At 60.8% G+C, this 17,185-nt stretch carries 13 protein-coding genes and 1 pseudogene; 5 read left to right on the top strand and 9 right to left on the bottom strand.

What is annotated here, in order from left to right; all coding sequences use genetic code 11:
* The first annotated feature begins 37 nt into the window (after positions 1-37).
* The gene (locus X727_RS156570; RefSeq protein ID WP_023682153.1) at positions 38-937 is read left to right on the top strand and encodes a LysR family transcriptional regulator; all 900 of its coding nucleotides are present in this window, start codon (positions 38-40) and stop codon (positions 935-937) included.
* A gap of 25 nt (positions 938-962) precedes the next feature.
* Here X727_RS156570 and X727_RS156575 read toward each other — a convergent pair whose 3' ends face one another.
* On the bottom strand, positions 963-2,192 hold the full coding sequence (locus X727_RS156575) for a lytic murein transglycosylase (protein ID WP_023682152.1): 1,230 nt from the start codon (positions 2,190-2,192) through the stop codon (positions 963-965).
* A gap of 32 nt (positions 2,193-2,224) precedes the next feature.
* The gene (locus X727_RS156580) at positions 2,225-2,947 is read right to left on the bottom strand and encodes a glycoside hydrolase family 25 protein (protein WP_245274148.1); all 723 of its coding nucleotides are present in this window, start codon (positions 2,945-2,947) and stop codon (positions 2,225-2,227) included.
* Positions 2,948-3,305: 358 nt separating this feature from the next.
* On the opposite strand from X727_RS156580, the gene X727_RS156585 reads away from it, so the two are divergent.
* The gene (locus X727_RS156585) at positions 3,306-4,685 is read left to right on the top strand and encodes a serine hydrolase (protein WP_023690860.1); all 1,380 of its coding nucleotides are present in this window, start codon (positions 3,306-3,308) and stop codon (positions 4,683-4,685) included.
* A 6-nt stretch (positions 4,686-4,691) separates the two neighbouring features.
* Here X727_RS156585 and X727_RS156590 read toward each other — a convergent pair whose 3' ends face one another.
* The 7 genes and pseudogenes from X727_RS156590 to X727_RS21530 all read right to left on the bottom strand — a co-directional run bounded on the left by X727_RS156590 (position 4,692) and on the right by X727_RS21530 (position 14,962).
* Positions 4,692-5,456, bottom strand: coding sequence for a class I SAM-dependent methyltransferase (locus tag X727_RS156590; protein ID WP_023833910.1), 765 nt, complete (start codon positions 5,454-5,456; stop codon positions 4,692-4,694).
* Positions 5,453-6,751 carry a DUF3419 family protein gene (locus tag X727_RS156595; protein ID WP_031204051.1) on the bottom strand — a complete coding sequence of 433 codons (1,299 nt, stop codon included), beginning with the start codon at positions 6,749-6,751 and terminating at the stop codon, positions 5,453-5,455. The genes X727_RS156590 and X727_RS156595 overlap by 4 nt, the downstream gene beginning before the upstream one ends.
* A gap of 122 nt (positions 6,752-6,873) precedes the next feature.
* Positions 6,874-8,856, bottom strand: coding sequence for an ATP-binding protein (locus tag X727_RS156600; protein ID WP_196814977.1), 1,983 nt, complete (start codon positions 8,854-8,856; stop codon positions 6,874-6,876).
* 120 nt (positions 8,857-8,976) lie between these two features.
* Positions 8,977-9,069: pseudogene (locus X727_RS1000000168905) on the bottom strand (ATP-dependent DNA ligase); the annotation flags it as partial.
* Between the two features lie 133 nt (positions 9,070-9,202).
* On the bottom strand, positions 9,203-10,429 hold the full coding sequence (locus X727_RS156605; RefSeq protein WP_023744590.1) for a PIN-like domain-containing protein: 1,227 nt from the start codon (positions 10,427-10,429) through the stop codon (positions 9,203-9,205).
* Entirely contained in the window at positions 10,429-10,662 is a 234-nt protein-coding gene (locus tag X727_RS156610; RefSeq protein WP_155923539.1) for a hypothetical protein, read from the bottom strand. The genes X727_RS156605 and X727_RS156610 overlap by 1 nt, the downstream gene beginning before the upstream one ends.
* A 340-nt stretch (positions 10,663-11,002) precedes the next feature.
* On the bottom strand, positions 11,003-14,962 hold the full coding sequence (locus X727_RS21530) for a hydantoinase B/oxoprolinase family protein (protein WP_023833908.1): 3,960 nt from the start codon (positions 14,960-14,962) through the stop codon (positions 11,003-11,005).
* A gap of 177 nt (positions 14,963-15,139) precedes the next feature.
* Here X727_RS21530 and X727_RS156615 point away from each other — a divergent pair, with 177 nt between their 5' ends.
* From X727_RS156615 to X727_RS156625, 3 genes are all read left to right on the top strand, one after another.
* Positions 15,140-15,337: a hypothetical protein gene (locus tag X727_RS156615; RefSeq protein ID WP_023668260.1), complete on the top strand. Its 198-nt coding sequence runs from the start codon at positions 15,140-15,142 to the stop codon at positions 15,335-15,337.
* Between the two features lie 209 nt (positions 15,338-15,546).
* Positions 15,547-16,266, top strand: coding sequence for a DnaJ family molecular chaperone (locus X727_RS156620; protein ID WP_023744594.1), 720 nt, complete (start codon positions 15,547-15,549; stop codon positions 16,264-16,266).
* Positions 16,263-17,030 carry an N-acetylmuramoyl-L-alanine amidase gene (locus tag X727_RS156625; RefSeq protein ID WP_023833907.1) on the top strand — a complete coding sequence of 256 codons (768 nt, stop codon included), beginning with the start codon at positions 16,263-16,265 and terminating at the stop codon, positions 17,028-17,030. Before X727_RS156620 ends, X727_RS156625 begins: the two co-directional genes overlap by 4 nt.
* Positions 17,031-17,185 lie beyond the last annotated feature (155 nt).

Raw genomic sequence — 17,185 nt, 5'->3', positions numbered from 1 at the left:
CTATTATCTGACTAGCTTGTTAATCTAGGGATACACAATGCGCGGTTCTGAATTCGCCGAGCTCAAGGCATTCGCCGCAATCGTGGAAGAGCGTAGTTTCGTCCGCGCCGCCGCCCGGCTGCGTGTTTCCCCGCCGGCGCTCAGCCAGTCGATTCGGCAACTGGAGGCTCGCATCGGCATCAGGTTGCTGAATCGCACGACGCGTAGTGTTTCACCCACTGGTGCCGGCGAGACGCTGTTTGCGCGCCTTGCCGTTGCGTTCGAAGAGCTGGAGGGCGCCGTAGCGGACATTCAAGCCGCGCGTGATCGGCCGGCGGGTTCGCTACGAATAAACGTGCCGCGTGTTGCCGCGGTGCGGTTCATCGGCCCGATCCTTGGCGACTTCCAACGCGCCTATCCTGATATCGCGCTGACCGTCATCGTCGACGATACGCTGACCGACATTGTTCGAGGACGGTTCGATGCCGGAATCAGGCTTGGCGAGCGGCTGGAGAAGGACATGGTGGCAGTGAAACTGAGCGGGGATTTGCAGATGGCGGCGGTGGCCGCTCCCGTCTATCTCGAAAATCGGGCCATACCGCGCCATCCGCAGGAGTTGCATCAGCACCAATGCATAACATTCCAGTGGCCTGGTGGCGGCAACCTCTATCGATGGGAGTTCGCGCGCGGCAAACGGTCTCTGGAAATCGCCGTCGAGGGCAGCCTGACTGTTAACGACACCGAGCTGATGCTGAACGCGGCGCTGGGTGGAGCAGGCGTTGCCTACATGATCGACTATCAGGTCCAGTCCTGGATCAATGCGGGCAGGCTGATGAGATTTCTAGAGCCCTGGTCGCCCAGCTTTCCAGGCTTCTTCCTGTATCACCCGAGTTCGAGGCACGTCCCCCCGGCTTTGCGGGCATTTATCGACTTCGTCCGGGCAAGGAGTAGGGAATAAGGAACCCAGCTTGGGCAGATTCTACTCACAGTTTCCCCAAAAGCTCCGGCGTCGGCCAGCCGTCGACCGGCATGCCGAGCCGCATCTGTTCCTTGCGGATGGCTTCGCGGGTGTTGGTGCCCAGAATGCCGTCGACGGTGCCGACGTCATAGCCCCTGGCTTCGAGCTTGGTCTGCAATTCCTTCATCTGGTCGCCATTGAGCCCGGTTTCGGGATTGCGCGGGTCGAACTGCTTTGCCCCGGCCAGCCGGCTGGCGAAGTTGGCGGCGGTCAGCGCGTAGGTGAAGGACTGGTTCCATTCGAGATAGACGTCGAAATTGTCGTAGGCGAGGAAGGCCGGACCTTTGCGGCCCATCGGCAGCGCCAGGCCGGCCTTCAGGCCATTGTCGATCAGCGGCGTGCCATCGGGATTGGTGACGCCCCACGCGGCCCATTGAGACAGCGGCAGCTTGTTGGTGCGGCCGGTCTGCTCCCAGGGCATGTCCTCGGGCACGCGCACTTCCTCGATCCACGGCTGGTCGCGTTTCCAGCCGCGCGACAGCACCTTGTTGGCCGTGGTCATGATCACGTCGGGTACGCTGCGCCTGAGGTCGACGATGCCGTCGCCGTCGCCGTCGACGCCGCGCGCGAGATAGTCGGAAGGCAGGATCTGCGTCTGGCCGATCTCGCCGGCCCAGGCGCCGGTGACGTCGGCCGGAACGACGCCGCGATCGATCAGCGTCAACAGCGGCAGCAGTTGCGGCCGAAACAGCTGCGGGCGGCGGCAGTCATGCGACAGCGTCACCAAGGCGCTCAGCGTGTGGAAATCGCCCTGTACGGCGCCGAAATCGGTCTCCAGCCCCCAGAAGGCGGTGATGATCGGCGCCTGGACACCGAACTGCTGGTCGGCGCGCGCAAAGATTTCGGCGTATTTCTTCAGATTGGCCGCGCCCTGCTTCAGCCGGTAGGCCGAGATCATGCGGTTGGAGAACTGAATGAAGGTCTGGGCGAAGACGCCCTGGGCGCGGTCACGCGCGAGCACCTTGTCGTCGATGGTGGCGGCCTCCAGCGCGTTAAGGCCGACAGCGCCGACACCGGCTGCCTTGGCTTCCGCCGCCACGCCTTGCTTCCAGGTTTCGAAGTCGCCGCCGCATTCCTGCGCCGCCGCCGGCATCGCCGTAGCGCCGAGCAGCAGGGCCGCGAGCAGCCCGGAGCGCAGGCGGCTCTTCGACTGTTTCCGGCGTAAATATCCCAGTGGCTGCAGGTAGGTGCGCATGGGACGTCGAAAAGCAGGCGGTAGAGCCGGTGTCAACGGGTGTTCTGCCGCAGCCACTTTTTCCAGGCTGCCTCAGTGCCGTTGAAGACGTTGATATCGGACTTGCCGTTCATGCCGGGCACGATACCGGTTCCGGTGTATTGCCAGAAGGTGAAAGGGTGGCTGCCGTACCTCTGGCGGGGGTGGCCGGCCACCGAGCGCAGCCAGTAGGGATAGCCGCGGAAGGTCGCAAGGTCGTTATCGTCGAAGAAGTCGACCGAGGTGTAGATGATCGGCTTCTTGCCATAGTGCCGCTCGATCATCTCGAGAAAGGTGGTCATTTCGGCCCGCACCGTCGCTGAATCCGGGCGCAGCCGGCAGGTCGGCGATTGCGGGTTCCACTCCATGTCGAGCACCGGCGGCATGGCCGAGCGGTCGACGGGCACGTTCTGGATGAACCAGCGCGCCTGGGTGGCGGCAGGCGTGCAGAAATAGAAGAAATGGTAGGCCGCGCGCGGAATGCCATTGGCCTTGGTGCGCGACCAATGCTCGTTGAAATACTCGTCGAAACGGTCGCCGCCCTCGGTCGCCTTGATGAAGGCGAAGGAGATGCCGCTGGCCTTGGCCGTCGGCCAGTCGACCGAGGTCTGGTATTTGGAGACGTCGGTGCCGTGAACGGCATAGTTCCAAGGCGCGCCGCTATCCCATTCATGCGGCTTGGAGTCTTCGAAACGCGGTGCGCGCACGGCAACCGTCGGGCTGCTGGATGGCGACATCGAGGGCACGAGATCGCCGGCGGTCGAGCAGGCGGCCAGCAGCGTCAACGTGATGAGGGCCGCGAAACGGCGCATCGCATTTCCCGAGCCGGAATCAGCCGGTCGCTGTTGGGTTGTCGTTGCAGGTGCCCCTCAGGCGATCGCCCCACAGCATCGCCTGATACGCTATTTTCGTGCATGTCGTTGTTCCAAAACCGCTGCGCACTTTTGGGCGACATGCACCAGTGATCGCCGATCATGGTTGATAACAGGTTGACGGCGCTCGACAAGAACACCGATTTTGCGGAAGCAATGGCGGCAAATCGATGACATAAATCGGGCCGCAAGCCACGGGCAGCGGAAAAGCAGGGACGGAAAGATGCGGATCGCCGTGAAGATCATCAAATGGCTGCTCGGCCTGGTCGTGTTGGCCATAGCCGCCCTGTTTACCTGGCTCTACGTCGCGCCGCCCGAACTGATCCGCGTCGGTTCCGGCTATTCCGCCAAGATTGTCTGCTCGAATGTTTTTATCGCCGGCCGTGATCCCAATGAGGTGCTTGCCATCGACGTGCAGGCGCCCGGCCATCCGCTTCTCAGGCTGATGAAGGTGTCGGTCGACAAGAACAGGGGGACCGTCTCGGCCGGGCTGCTTGGCTTCCTCGGCAAGAGCGTTGCTGTTGCGCGCGCCGGCCTGGGTTGCGCCTCGGTTCCTGATGGCGACGTCGGCAAGGCACGGCGCACGTCAATCCCTGCCGAGGCGTCGGCGGCCACCAAGGGCGATCTGTGGCCCGAGGGAGATCGAGTCGATGCCTCGCAAAATCCCGAAATCAACAAGATCCTCGACGGTGCGGCGATGACCGGCATCGGCATGCGCGCCGTGGTGGTGGTCAAAAATGGCCGCATTGTTGCGGAGCGTTATGGCGACGGCTTTTCGGCGAAAACGCCGCTGCTGGGCTGGTCGATGACCAAGACAGTCAACGCCGCGCTCGTCGGCACGCTGGTCAAGGACGGCAAGATGGCGGTGACCAATCAGGGCCTGTTCGGCTCATGGAAGGCGGACGGCCGCGCCGCCATCAGCCTTGCCGATATGATGGCGATGTCGAGCGGACTCGAGTTCAACGAGGATTATGGCGACGTTGCCGATGTGACGCGCATGCTCTACCTCGAACCGGATATGGCGGGCTTCGCCGAGGCCAAGCCGCTGACCGGCGACGTCGGCAAGGTCTTTTCCTATTCGAGCGGCACGGCGGTGATGCTGTCGCGGCTGTGGCAGGATGCTATCGGCGACAAGGACAAGGCGCTGATGTGGCCAAGGGCAGCGCTGTTCGGGCCGCTCGGCATGCAAAGCGCGGTGCTCGAAACCGACGAGGAGGGTACCTTTGTCGGCTCATCCTACCTCTATGCCACGGGGCATGACTGGGCGCGGTTCGGCCAATTCCTGCTGCAGGGCGGCGTCTGGAACGGCAACCAGATCCTGCCGGCCGGTTTCGTCGACTGGATGCGCGAACCGGCACCGGCCTCGAAAGTCTACGGCAAGGGGCAACTTTGGATCGAAGCCCCGGGGGACGAAGGAAATCCCGGCGCCGGCGTCGCCGCCGGCCTGCCCAACGATACCTACTGGATGGAGGGCCATGACGGCCAGACGGTCGCCATCATCCCGTCGGAGCAACTGGTGGTGGTGCGGCTGGGGTTGACGCCGGCCAAGCTCGGCTACCGGCCGCAGGTGATGGTCGGCGCGCTGATGAAGGCACTGCGCTAGCTCCCTTTACCCTCCCCTTGATGGGGAGGGTCGGCGCGTAGCGCCGGGGCGGGGTGCCTGGCCACCCGCGCCTTCGGCGCGGCCTCCCCCATCGAGGGGGAGGTAAGAGTGCGCGATCTTGACGACCGCCAGCCAGGCATAGCCGCGATAAAGCGCGCGGAAACAGAAGCTTGCGCCGGTTCGCCGAGATTCCGATTCCAAGACTTCGCGCAATGATTCACGTGGCGTGACATGGAATTTCTTGAGCCAGCCGCGCAGCAATGTCCGGAACCAGTTGGGCAAGCCTTCCTGCTGGCCGAAATCGACGACATGCAGCGAGCCGCCGGGTGCGAGTGCCGCAAGGGCTGCTGAAACCGTCTTTTCCCAGCCGGGGATCATCGACAGCGAATAGGACACGAAGATGCGGTCGAAGCGCTCGATGCCGAACAGCGTCTTGGCGTCGAAATCGGTGGCGTCGCCGCGCGCCAGCACGACGCGGCCGGACAGGCCGTCGCGGCCGATCGCCTTGCCGGCGGTCTCCAGCATCTCAGCCGAGATGTCGAGGCCGTAGAGGCGGGCGTCGGGATAGCGGCGGGCGGCAAGCGCGATGTTGCGGCCGGTGCCGCAGCCAAGTTCGAGCACTCTGCCATTCGCCGGCACATCCAGCCGGGATATCATCTGGTCGCGGCCGAGCAGGTAATATTTGCGGGTCAGGTCGTAGATGTGGCGCTGCCAGCGGTAGACGCCGTCCATCAGTTCGGCATGGTCGGCCGGCGGCTCGCTCGCGCTCATGCCGCGCGCTTCACATAGAGGTGGAAGCCGCCATAGATGGCCGAGCGGTCGCGGGCCGAACAGTCGCGCGAGGCCTCGTCCTCGTAGGTCCACTGGTCGAGCAGCGAGATCGAGACGCGGCCCGGCAGCAGGCTGGGCTCGGCGGCGGTACGGAAGATGACTCGGGCGCCGACCGAGGCGGTGCGGGTGATCTCCGACCAAAGGGCATTGAGCTGGTCGTCCGTCATCCAGTCCTGCGCGTCGAGCAGGACGAAACGGTCGACGGTGCTTGCGTCCTTGCCGGCCAGAAATTCGATCAGATTGGCGTGGTGGATGCCGACGCTATCGACATTGTTGCGGATCGCCTTGTAGTTGGCCTCTTCTAGATAGGCGGGCAGGGCGGCCTCACCCGGATTGGGATAGCGACGGGCGAAGGCTTGCCAAGCGAAGTAGTTGTTCTTCAGCGGAAAATCGCAAGCGAGCTTTTCCAGCCGGGCCTTCAGCACGCTGGCCATCGAACCATCGCCCGAGGTGATCAGCGAATCGTACTGCGCCGGCGGAATGCCAAGGCCGAACAGCGAGGCCTTGCGCGAGGTAGCCCAGCGCAACAGCTTCTTGTCGAAGACCGGCGCCAGCTCTTCGTTGAAGAAGCGGCGCTGGTCGGCGAGGCTCTTCGACGCCATGAGACCGGCGGGATCGACGCCGAAGAATTTGGCGATGCGGTGGCCCATGGCGATGAACAGGCCGAGCAGGCCGGTCTGGTAGAAATTGCGGTCGAAGACGGTGATGCGCCGGCGGCCGCGCCAGCTGCGACGCTCCCAATAGTGGCGGCTGACCGGGTCGAGATGCGGCGCGATGAAGCGGTCATAGGCTTGCGAATTGTGGTTGGTGTCGGCGGCGCCGAAGAAACGGAACAGATCGCCCTGCGAGGGCAGATGCCGCACCGCCTCCAGCTTCATCCGGTTCAAGGCGATGTGGGCGGCGTTGAGGTCGACCGCATCGACGCGTTCAGGCGAGCGGGTGAGGTAGGCGAGGATGTTGCAGCCGCCCGACGCTATGGTGACGACGCGGTGGCCCTGGCCAAGCTGCATGGCCTCCATGTCGACTTCAGGGTCTTCCCAGATCTGCGGATAGACGAGACCGGAAAACAGAAGCGCAAACAGCCGTTCGGAAAGGCCGGCCTTCGACAGCGGGCGGTTCTGGTAGACGGCCTTTCCAACTTCCTTGCCGCGGCGAAAAACGAGATCCGAGGAGACGTCCGTCATGGCAAAGTGATTCCCCATTTGCTTTGCCGCAAGCGGGTAACTCAGGGGCATGACAGGCGGGTGACAGCCTGTTGACGCGAGTTCAGGCTGTAGCGCGCAAAATCGTTTGGCACCTCCGCGCAACTTCATTTGGCATCAGAAAGCTACTCTCGGCCGGCGGCCGCGATCAGCTTTCAAATACCGAGTTGCTTGAAGAACGCCTCGTTTCTCATTCGTGCGTCTTTCAGCACGTAGCGGTAGCTCAGCGCTTGAATGAATGCCTTATAGTCATCGTTATAGCCGTAGAACCCGCCGCCTCCGGGTAGCGGGACGTTGATCTGGGCCATCCTCAACCATTTTCGGAGATTGGGTGTTAGGTCCGCGATGATGTAGCAAAAGAACGGTGTGGTTTCCGAAATCTCTTGGATAAGGCCGCCAGACCGGTCCAGGACTTTGCCAGCGCGAAGCTCCTCGATATAGCCGTAGATCTGAGTGAATGGATTCTCGTCATCATTGTAGTCGTTTCGAACCGGCTTTTTAAATTCAATGATGACGACCGGTTGGTCAGTTCCTGGGCGGTGATAGGCAGTTCTGCCTCCGAACAGGAGAACGTCCGGCCGACTGCCTGAATCGCTCTCGGCCAAAAGGGTTTTCAGCTTTTTGTCCGAGGCCCAATGCTCATAGTACGTAAGTTTGTCATCGATGATCCAAAGGTTGTGCTTGTCGATATGGATTTCGCTATTCGTAACCCTCATAGGAACGACGAAGCTATGCAGAGCCTCCTCCGCATGCTGTTTCATTGTGCCGTCAGGCCGGTAGCCCAGCCTTCTTTCCAACAGGTCCAACACCACCTTTCTTCGTACCGTATAGTCCGCAAGCACTGAGAATTCTTGGGCTGTCAACCGGCTCACAATAGCTTGAACACCGCTTTGGACCGGATCTTCATCAGAGACTTTCTCTTTCGAGAGCACCTCGACCTTACGTTCAATGTCGCGGTTCTCCCGAAAATCGTACAATGCCAGATGCTGGTAGATTTGTTCGGAAGTGCGAAAATTGCGCGGGATTTTATCGGCCACGAAATCCCTGGGATTGCTCAGCAGATATGAAAAGCGAGGATATTTTTTGACCACATTTCGCAAGAGATCTGTTTGCTTGTCTATGACCCTGTCGAGTTGCGGGCCTAAGATAATTTTGATCTCAGCAAGTGCCCCCCTCTTTGTCAATTCGATGGTTTCCGCATCCAGGTCGAATGCTGTCCTTTCCGAATTCACAGCCTCATCCAGAAGGCTTCCACTCACAACGCCTGCATAGGCATAACGCTGTCCGTCGCGTTCGATATATGTCGCTAGGCCGAGCGCCAAGCCGATGTCGAAGGATGCTACCACTCGATCATGGGCCGCAAGATACAGCGTATGACTTACCTTGCCTTCGAGGACGCCCTGCCGAAGAAGATTGTGTTCAAGATGCAGCTCCTCGGTCTCAGAAACTGGGAAGTCGAGCTCTCCCAGTTCTACTCCTTGGGAACCCAAAAACTCGCCTAGATCGTAGCTCTCAGTCGCGGTCTCGATCGTTATGGACGGTTTCGCCTTTGAAACAAGGTAGGGTAGGAAGTGAGCCGCAATTTTCCGTAAAATGGTATCGGTGCGTGACGGCATATGTCGCGCATATTCCGGTTTCATTCGAATGAGCTTAACGACCGTGCCGATCTGGCCATCTGGAGCCGGCTTCACTGTGTGCTGTTGAATCGGTCTAAGGTTGTCCAGCAAAATGTAGAAGTGCCGAACATACAGTTCTCCGGCCAGCGCAAAGACGCTCGTGACCTCGGCGGAATCGAAAACTTTAAGCCAGGAGAGCCGGCCAACTCCTTTGCCACCACGCTTAGCTTTGTGATCGCTATCGTAGGTCCGAAAAGACGTGAAATTATCGTTGTCTAGGCCGATTCCGTTGTCTCTGATTTCAACGCTTGGAGCGCCATTATCCATGAAAATTGAGACGCCGATCCGGCCGCCTCTCACCCACTCCTGTAGGAAGCGATCTTGAACGGCGTGAATTGAATTATAAATTGCCTCGTAAAGAGGGACCAGGGCGTTTGAAGGCGTCGTCGGACCGAGCGCGAGGTTCTTGACCCGGCGCACCAAGTTTGACTGGAAAAGAAGCTCTTCGGTTTCTTCTAGCACGTCACCCTCCATGCATCCCTGGTATTCATCCCCGCTAGACCTCGTGACACCACAGCGTCTAGCCCGGCTTACCAGCTATAGGCCGCTGCGCCGGGCCTGTCCCGTTCCATTGAATGAACTGAGCCCGCGGCGGTCGTCGAGGTCCATACCCCGCAAGTCATGGCCGTTAAGGTGCAGCAGATCGAATGCGACGAAATAGAGGTCATGCTGGCGCAATTATCGACGGCGAGATCGTTGTCCTGAATGACGCAGGCTTGTCGGACTATGCTGCTCTACGCAAGGCCATCACCCGCCCCTTTTACCGGCGGGATGTTTGTGGCTATGGTGGATTATGCCTCCAAACGCTTCAATCTCCAGGTCCCCAAGCAGACGGTGAACCATCCGATATGGCCGAGAGATGGGCCTTGTCGTAAAGCATTTGAAGTCTGGACCGCGCTGCGTCCCCTTCATGACCCCATCGACCTGGAAGAGCTCTGACACCCAAGCCGACAAACTCATTAAATACGCCAACTCTTTCTTCCAACGTCTCGGCTTTAAGAAGCGAAAAAAGTTCAACCCTCAGTTTCTCCATTTCCAGTCGAATACCTTCCGCCCGGTCTGAGCCATTCCCGATGCTGTCCCGCATTCCCACAAAATTGCAGTACCTCATCAACAGCCGTATAAAACGCTCAGGTTCTGCTGTGCACTCAACAGAGCGGTTTTTCAGCGAGTTCGCAGCATGCGCCCACGACGAAGCGACGGCGTCGAGTTCAGCTCGCCGCATCTCCTTCACCGTCTCGGGCGAGACGATATTTTTCGTGCGGTCTGCAACCAGCGCCAGGAATCGCGCTGGCGCATAAGAGTAAAACAGCTGTCCAGTTTCTGCGAAAAATTCCTGCCTTAACTCAGGGCGCGGACCTACTGTCTTTCCGGACTGGATAAGCCACCAATCCTCCTTGGCGTCGTCTGTGATGAAGAGGATCGGTGCATTGGTCGATTTGGCCTTTTGCTTCATCTCGGCCCAAATGAGATAGTCGCCCGGTCGCTTGTCCATGTAGCCGGGAGGTATCTCGGCAGCTGCACGCCGAGTTCCCTCCTTAGCGCGACCCTCTATATCTTTGGGCTGATCGGCGACCTTTCCTTCAAATAGATCTGTCACAGCAGCAAACACGCCTTGGGCGTCGGGGAGCTCGCCGACGGCATCGTCAACCTCTTTCGCGAGGTGATCGAAGAACCCACCGATATTCTTCATCCCAGAACCAGCGGGCCACGGATCGTATCGACTGAAAGCGCTCACGAGAGATTCGACTTCCCCTTTTTTCGTCGCGAGCTTGTCCTTCAGTTTTCGATACTCGCCTCTGTTGGAACTGTCGGCCGAGCGCCAGTTCAACTGAAACTCCTGACCTACCTGATGCGGCAGCCAAAGCCTTTGACCAAACGATTGGAATGCAGCCAGGACCTCCGCCCGTTGTTTCGGCATGAATCTGAAAAGATGCAACAACACATTGGTGTCGGGAACGAGCAGCCCTTCTGACCAGATTTTTTCAAACTCTGCCGCCGTAGGCTCGTAGAATCCGTGAAAAGTCTTGCGCATCAGCCTGCACCAAGTCTGAAGGCCTTGTCGCCATGGTGGTCGAACAGGATGGCTTTGCCGAGTGTTGTTGCGATCGTCCCGATGAACTGTTCCAGATCAACGTCGGAGAGAATGGTGCCAGTTCGATCCCTCAGCATGGCGATAGAAGCCTTGATCGAGATGCACGCAGCAGCTTTGTTTTCGGTCAAATAGCGGTCCATAGTAGGACCTAGCATCTCTACGTCTGCTGTCATGGCCAAACCCTCAACCCAAGCGGACTATCACGCCGGCAGGTCGATGAGTCGAGTCCCATTGAAAGGCCGTTTAATGTGACTTAAATCTGTCGGCAAAATGGGCAGCTTTAAGAGTTCGCCACGCATCCGCTGCAGCCAGGCTAACCACCCCATTACTGGTTGCAAAGGCGGATACAGCCGATCGGCCATCCCATCAACGAGTCCGAAAAGTTCGGGTTGAAGCTCAGATCGCCGGCCGAGTACCTCAGGAATGTTCGTCACCCGGTCATGGGTACTTATCCTCAAAACGCAATTCTCGCGCGCCCAGATTGTCCGTTGATCGGCACCTAGCAAGACTCCGTCATTGCTTGCCAAACCCGCCCGGCGTCGGCGTCGTCAGGATGACGGCGTCGCCGGCGTCGAGCACGGTCTGGTCGCAGGCCTTCAGCGTCTCGACGCTGCCGTCCTGGCGGCGGACCTTGGTCGAGCCGACCTCGCCGTCACCGCCGCCATCGAGGCCTTGCGGCGGGCGGTTGCGGTGCGAGGACAGGATGGCGCATTCCATCTTTTCGAGGAAGCGGATGGTGCGCCTGGTGCCGTCGCCGGCGCTCCATTTGCCTTTGCCGCCGGAACCTTCGCGGATGTGGAAATCCTCGAGCATGACGGGAAAGCGCAGTTCCAGCACTTCCGGATCGGTGAGGCGCGAATTGGTCATGTGGGTGTGGACGCCGGATGTGCCGGCAAAGCCGCGGCCGGAGTTCATCCGGCCTGCCGGCGAGCCGGAGCAGATGGTCTCGTAATACTGGTACTGCTTGTTGCCGAAGGTCAGGTTGTTCATCGTGCCTTGCGCATTGGCCATGGCTCCCATGGCGCCGAACAGGGCGTTTGTGACATGCTGCGAGGTCTCGACATTGCCGGCGACTACGGCGGCGGGGTAGGCGGGCTTCAGCATCGAGCCGTCGGGGATGATGATGTTGATCGGCCGCAGGCAGCCGGCATTCATCGGGATCATGTCCTCGACCATGACACGGAAGGCATAGAGCACGGCTGCGCGGGCGACGGGCTCGGGCGCATTGAAATTGTTCTTCTCGACCTTCGACGTTCCGGTGAAGTCCACGGTCGCCTCGCGCTTTTGCCGATCGACGGTAATCTTCACCTTGATCACCTGGCCAGTGTCGGTCGGGTATTCGTACTCGGAACTATCTGGCAGCCGCTCCAGCACGCGGCGCACGCTTTCGGCGGCGTTGTCCTGGACATGGCCCATATAGGCTTCGACGACGTCGAGGCCGAAATGGGCGACCATCTTGCGCAATTCCGCCACGCCCTTTTCATTCGCGGCGATCTGCGCCTTGAGGTCGGCGATGTTCTGGTGTGGGTTGCGGGCAGGATAGGCGTGGTCGGTGAGCAGCGTGTGCAACTCCGTCTCGCGGAATTTTCCACGATCGACAACGCGGAAATTGTCGAACAGCACGCCTTCCTCGTCGACCGTGGTGGCAAGCGGCGTCATCGAGCCCGGTGCCGTGCCGCCAATATCGGCATGGTGGCCGCGCGAGGCTACGTAGAAGATTACTTCCTCCCCCCTTGAGGGGGAGGTGGCGGCGGAGCCGCCGGAGGGGGTCGTTGCGGCAGTGCTCGACGCTCTTGTGGTGCCTTCTGAGAGGACCCCACCCGGCCGCTGCGCGGCCACCCTCCCCTCAAGGGGGAGGGAAAACACCGGCGTCACCACGGTGATATCAGGCAAATGCGTGCCGCCATTGTAGGGGGCGTTCAGCGCAAAGACGTCGCCGGGATGGATGTCGCCGGAGTTCAGCCGGATGATGGTTTCGACCGAGCGGTCCATGGAGCCGAGATGCACCGGCATGTGCGGCGCGTTGGCGACCAGCGCTCCATGACGGTCGAAGACGGCGCAGGAAAAGTCCAGCCTTTCCTTGATGTTGACGGAATAGGCGGTGTTCTGCAGCGTGACGCCCATCTGCTCGGCGATCGACATGAAGAGGTTGTTGAAGACCTCCAGCATCACCGGATCGGCTTCGGTACCGAGGGCAGCCGTGCGAACTTTCCGTTCCGTGCGGCGAATGACGACGTGATTGAGGTTGGTGATTTCGGCCTGCCAGCCCGGCTCCACGACGATGGTCTGGTTCGGCTCGATGATCAAAGCGGGGCCTGGGACCAGATTGGATGGGCGCAGGTTTTCGCGGCGATGGATGCCGGCCTCATGCCAGCGGCCCTCGGTGTAGATGCGCCGCGTTCCCGACGCACCCGCTTCAACCATTGCCGGTCCGGCGGGCGCAACGGCTTCGGCCGTGGTCTCGACGATCTCGGCGCCTTCCACGCCAACGGTCTCGACGATCATCGGCTTGTCATCATAGACGAACCCGAACTGCGCCTTGTGGGCGATTTCGAAATCGCGCCTGGCCTGGAAGATCGAGTCGCCTTCGAAATTCACCGGCAGCGTGGTGTCGGTGCCGTCATAGCGGATGTGCAGCACCGGCTTTGCCGCAATCTTGTCCTCGGCGATGCCTTGCGCTGCCAATTCGGCGATGACGGCTTTTTTCAACGTGCCGATGAGGCTGCCGATCTGGGTCCTGGATTCTTCGGCAAGCGGCTTCAGGAGCGCCTGCTGGCGCGACGCGAAAACCGACGACAGGCCGATACCATAGGCTGAGAGCAGACCGGAGAAGGGGTGGATCAGTACCGCCTCCATGCCGAGCGCGTCGGCAACCAGGCAGGCATGCTGGCCGCCGGCGCCGCCAAAACAGTTCAAGAGATATTCGGTGACATCGTAGCCGCGCTGCACGGAGATCTTCTTGATAGCATTGGCCATGTTTTCCACCGCGATGGTAACGAACCCTTCGGCGACGGCTTCCGGCGTGCGGCCATCGCCGATTTCGGCGGCGAGCGCAGCGAATTTTTTATGCACGGCGGCGACGTCCAGCGGCTGGTCCTGGTCTGGGCCGAAAATTGCCGGGAAGAAATCGGGCTGCAGCTTGCCCAGCATGACATTGGCGTCGGTGACGGCCAGCGGGCCGCCGCGCCGGTAGGCGGCGGGGCCGGGATTGGCGCCGGCGGAATCCGGGCCGGCGCGGAAACGGCCGGCTTCGTAGTGCAGGATCGAGCCGCCGCCGGCAGCGACGGTATGGATGCGCATCATCGGCGCACGGATGCGCACGCCGGCGACCTCGGTGTCGAAGGCGCGCTCATAATCGCCGTCATAATGGGCGACGTCGGTCGAGGTGCCGCCCATGTCGAAACCGATGACTTTCTCGAATCCGGCGAGTTTCGCCGTCTCGACCATGCCGACGACACCGCCGGCCGGGCCGGACAGCAGCGCGTCCTTGCCCTGAAACATGTCGGCGGCGGTAAGCCCGCCCGACGACATCATGAACATCAGGCGAGGGTTTTCCCTCCCCCTCGAGGGGAGGGTGGCGGCGGAGCCGCCGGGTGGGGTTGGATCGACCGGGCTCAGCGCATTGGCGGTGCCTTCCGAGAGGACCCCCTCTGGCCGCTTTGCGGACTGCCCTTCGCTATGGCTCCGGGCGTTCGTCGCTGAAAAAGCCAAATCGTTGGCTTTTTCTCGGCCTTTGGCCGACCGCTCCTCACCCTCCAGAAGTGGGGAGATTGGCGTCGCGCCCAGTTCTCCCGCTACTCTTTGCACATAGCGCGACAGGATCGGCGACAGATAGGCATCGACCACGGTGGTGTCGCCGCGGCCGACCAGTTTGATCAGTGGCGAGACTTCATGGCTGACCGAGACTTGGCTGAACCCGATCTTGCGGCAGACTTTCGCCACCGCCTTCTCGTGGTCGGGATATTTCCAGGCATGCATGAAGACGATGGCCACCGCATTGATGCCGTCGGCCTTCGCCTGTTCGATGGCGGGCCGGCAGGCGGCGATGTCGAGCAAGCGCTCGACCTCGCCATTGGCGCGCACACGCTCGTCGATCTCGATGACCCGCTCATAAAGCTGTTCGGGAAGAATGATCTCCTTGGCGAAGATGTCTGGCCGCGCTTGATAGGCGATCTTCAGCGCATCGCGAAAGCCCTTGGTGATGAGCAAAAGCACACGGTCGCCCTTGCGCTCCAGCAGCGCATTCGTGGCAACGGTGGTACCCATCTTGACGTCACCGACCAGGCCCGGAGGAATAGCGGTGCCGGATTTCAGCCCCAGAAGCTCGCGGATGCCGGCTATGGCCGCGTCGGGATAGGCTTCGGGATTTTCCGACAGGAATTTCCTGGGATGCAAACCGCCTTGCGGATCACGTCCGATCACGTCGGTGAAGGTGCCGCCGCGGTCGATCCAAAAATCCCATTTCTTGTCCACGCAGAACTCCGGCATTGCATTTGGGTCCAGACTGTTAGTTCGGCATCGCCCGGCCCGCAATCGGTAGTGCGCGGATGTTACATCAGGAAACGCAACGTTACGAAACTCATGGCCGTTTGATGCATTTTGCCTTCGACCGTTCACCGCAATGTGAGCGTGTGTTGAAGGAGAGATGTCATGAAAAAGCTCATTCTTGCTTCCGTTTCCGCCCTGGCCCTGTTCGGCGTTGCCGCCTGCAGCGACAGCGGTACGGATAACACCACCACCCAGAGCACCAATCCGCCAGCCGCCGAGCCCATGAAGCCGGCGACGCCGGATGCACCGAAGCCTGCAGAACCGGCTCCGGCAACACCTGCTCCTGCCCCCGCGCAGTAGCAGCAGTCTCGGTCACTTTGACGTGACGAGAGAGGAGGCCGGCTTCGCGCCGGCCTTCCTGCGTTTAGGTCGATTCGGGGCTCAAGGGTCTTCAACCGGCTCTTTCCTACGGTTTGGGATCTGGCGCGTCGGTTGCTTGCGTGAATTCGATCCCCTCTGCGGCGCTGTCTTGGCTTGATAGCGATGGCCGGCGGCCCTAATAAGCGCTCATGTCGATTTGGGATCGCCTCGGCGACTTCATCAACCGCGTTTCATCTTCAGCCACGTCCGGCGTCGCCGATGTGGTCGAGGCCGTGCGCACGGTTTTCTCCGGTGACGCCGATCTGCGCCGGCGCGTCGCCTTCTCTGTGGCGATGATTGCGCTGTCAGCCAAGATGGCCAAGGCCGATGGCATCGTCACCCAGGACGAGGTTCGCGCGTTCCAGGAAATATTCGAGGTGCCGCGAGAACAGACCCGCAATGTGGCGCGGCTTTACGATCTGGCCAAGCGCGACGTCGCCGGGTTCGAGACCTATGCCGAGAGTATGGCGCAGATGTGCGGCTCGGGCCATTCGAACTGCGTCATGCTGGAAGACATACTCGACGGTCTGTTCCATATCGCCAAGGCGGACGGGCTGGTGCATGAGCGCGAAGGGATTTTCCTGCACCGTATTGCCGAGATTTTCCGCATCGACGAGGTGCACTACGAGGCCATCCTGGCCAGGCACGTCAATCTCGGCGCCGGCGATCCCTATATCGTGCTCGGCATTGAGCGCGGGAAACCGTTCGAGGAGGTCAGGAAGCGATACCGCAAGCTGGTCTCCGACAATCATCCGGACCGGCTGATCGCGCGCGGCCTGCCGCAGGAATTCATCAAGATTGCAACGACCAGGGTCGCGGCGATCAACGCGGCCTATGAAATGATCGAGCGGGGCCTCAGGCACGCATGAGCGGCTTCCCGCCCGACGAGCCAAGCGCGGAGGTCAGGGTATCGCCGAATTTCGGCCCGCGGCGCGAAACGCTCAGGCCCGACATGATCGTGCTGCACTATACCGGCATGGCGACGGGTGCTGCCGCGGAAGCCTGGCTGTGCGACCCCGCAAGCGAAGTCTCGTCCCACTACCTCGTCCATGAGAACGGTCGCATCATCCAGATGGTGCGCGAAAGCGACCGCGCCTGGCACGCCGGTGCAAGTTCCTGGTTCGGTCGTCGCGACATCAACTCCTGTTCGGTCGGCATCGAAATCGTCAATCCCGGCCATTCGCTCGGCTATTCGGCCTTTCCCAAGCGGCAGGTGGAAGCGGTGATCGGTCTTTGCCTTGGTGTCATCGAACGCCATTCCATTACGGCGCAAAGGGTGCTTGCCCATTCCGACATCGCGCCGGGGCGCAAGATCGACCCGGGCGAGAAATTCCCCTGGAAGGCGCTGTTTGCGGCCGGGGTCGGCCATCTCGTGCCTGCGGCGCCGGTCCGGCGCGGCGCGGTGCTGAAAGCCGGCGATACCGGCGCCGAGGTCGAGGCACTGCAGTCGATGCTGGCGCTCTATGGCTATGGCGTCGAGATATCAGGTGTCTTCGACCGCCAGACCGAAATCGTCGTCGAAGCTTTTCAGCGGCATTTCCGACCACGCCTGGTGGATGGCGTCGCCGACGGCTCTACGTCTAGCACGCTGCAAAGCCTGCTGACTTCCCTTAGGTCAGTTGCGTCTAAATAATCTTTTCCTGATATCAAAGTTACAGCCTGTCACTGAAAGTGAATTGCCTCGCCTTGTTCGACACAAATTCCGCCCTCAAAGGCAGTTCGTGCAAGTTATCGGACCTCCAGCCCCCCGGATGCTCCGATATTGATTAGGCGTTGCTGCGTGAAGAT

The organism is Mesorhizobium sp. L103C105A0, from assembly GCF_000502215.1.
Taxonomy (GTDB): Bacteria; Pseudomonadota; Alphaproteobacteria; order Rhizobiales; family Rhizobiaceae; genus Mesorhizobium.
Note: the sequence above shows the minus strand (reverse complement) of the source record. Positions and strands in the feature narration are given on the sequence as shown.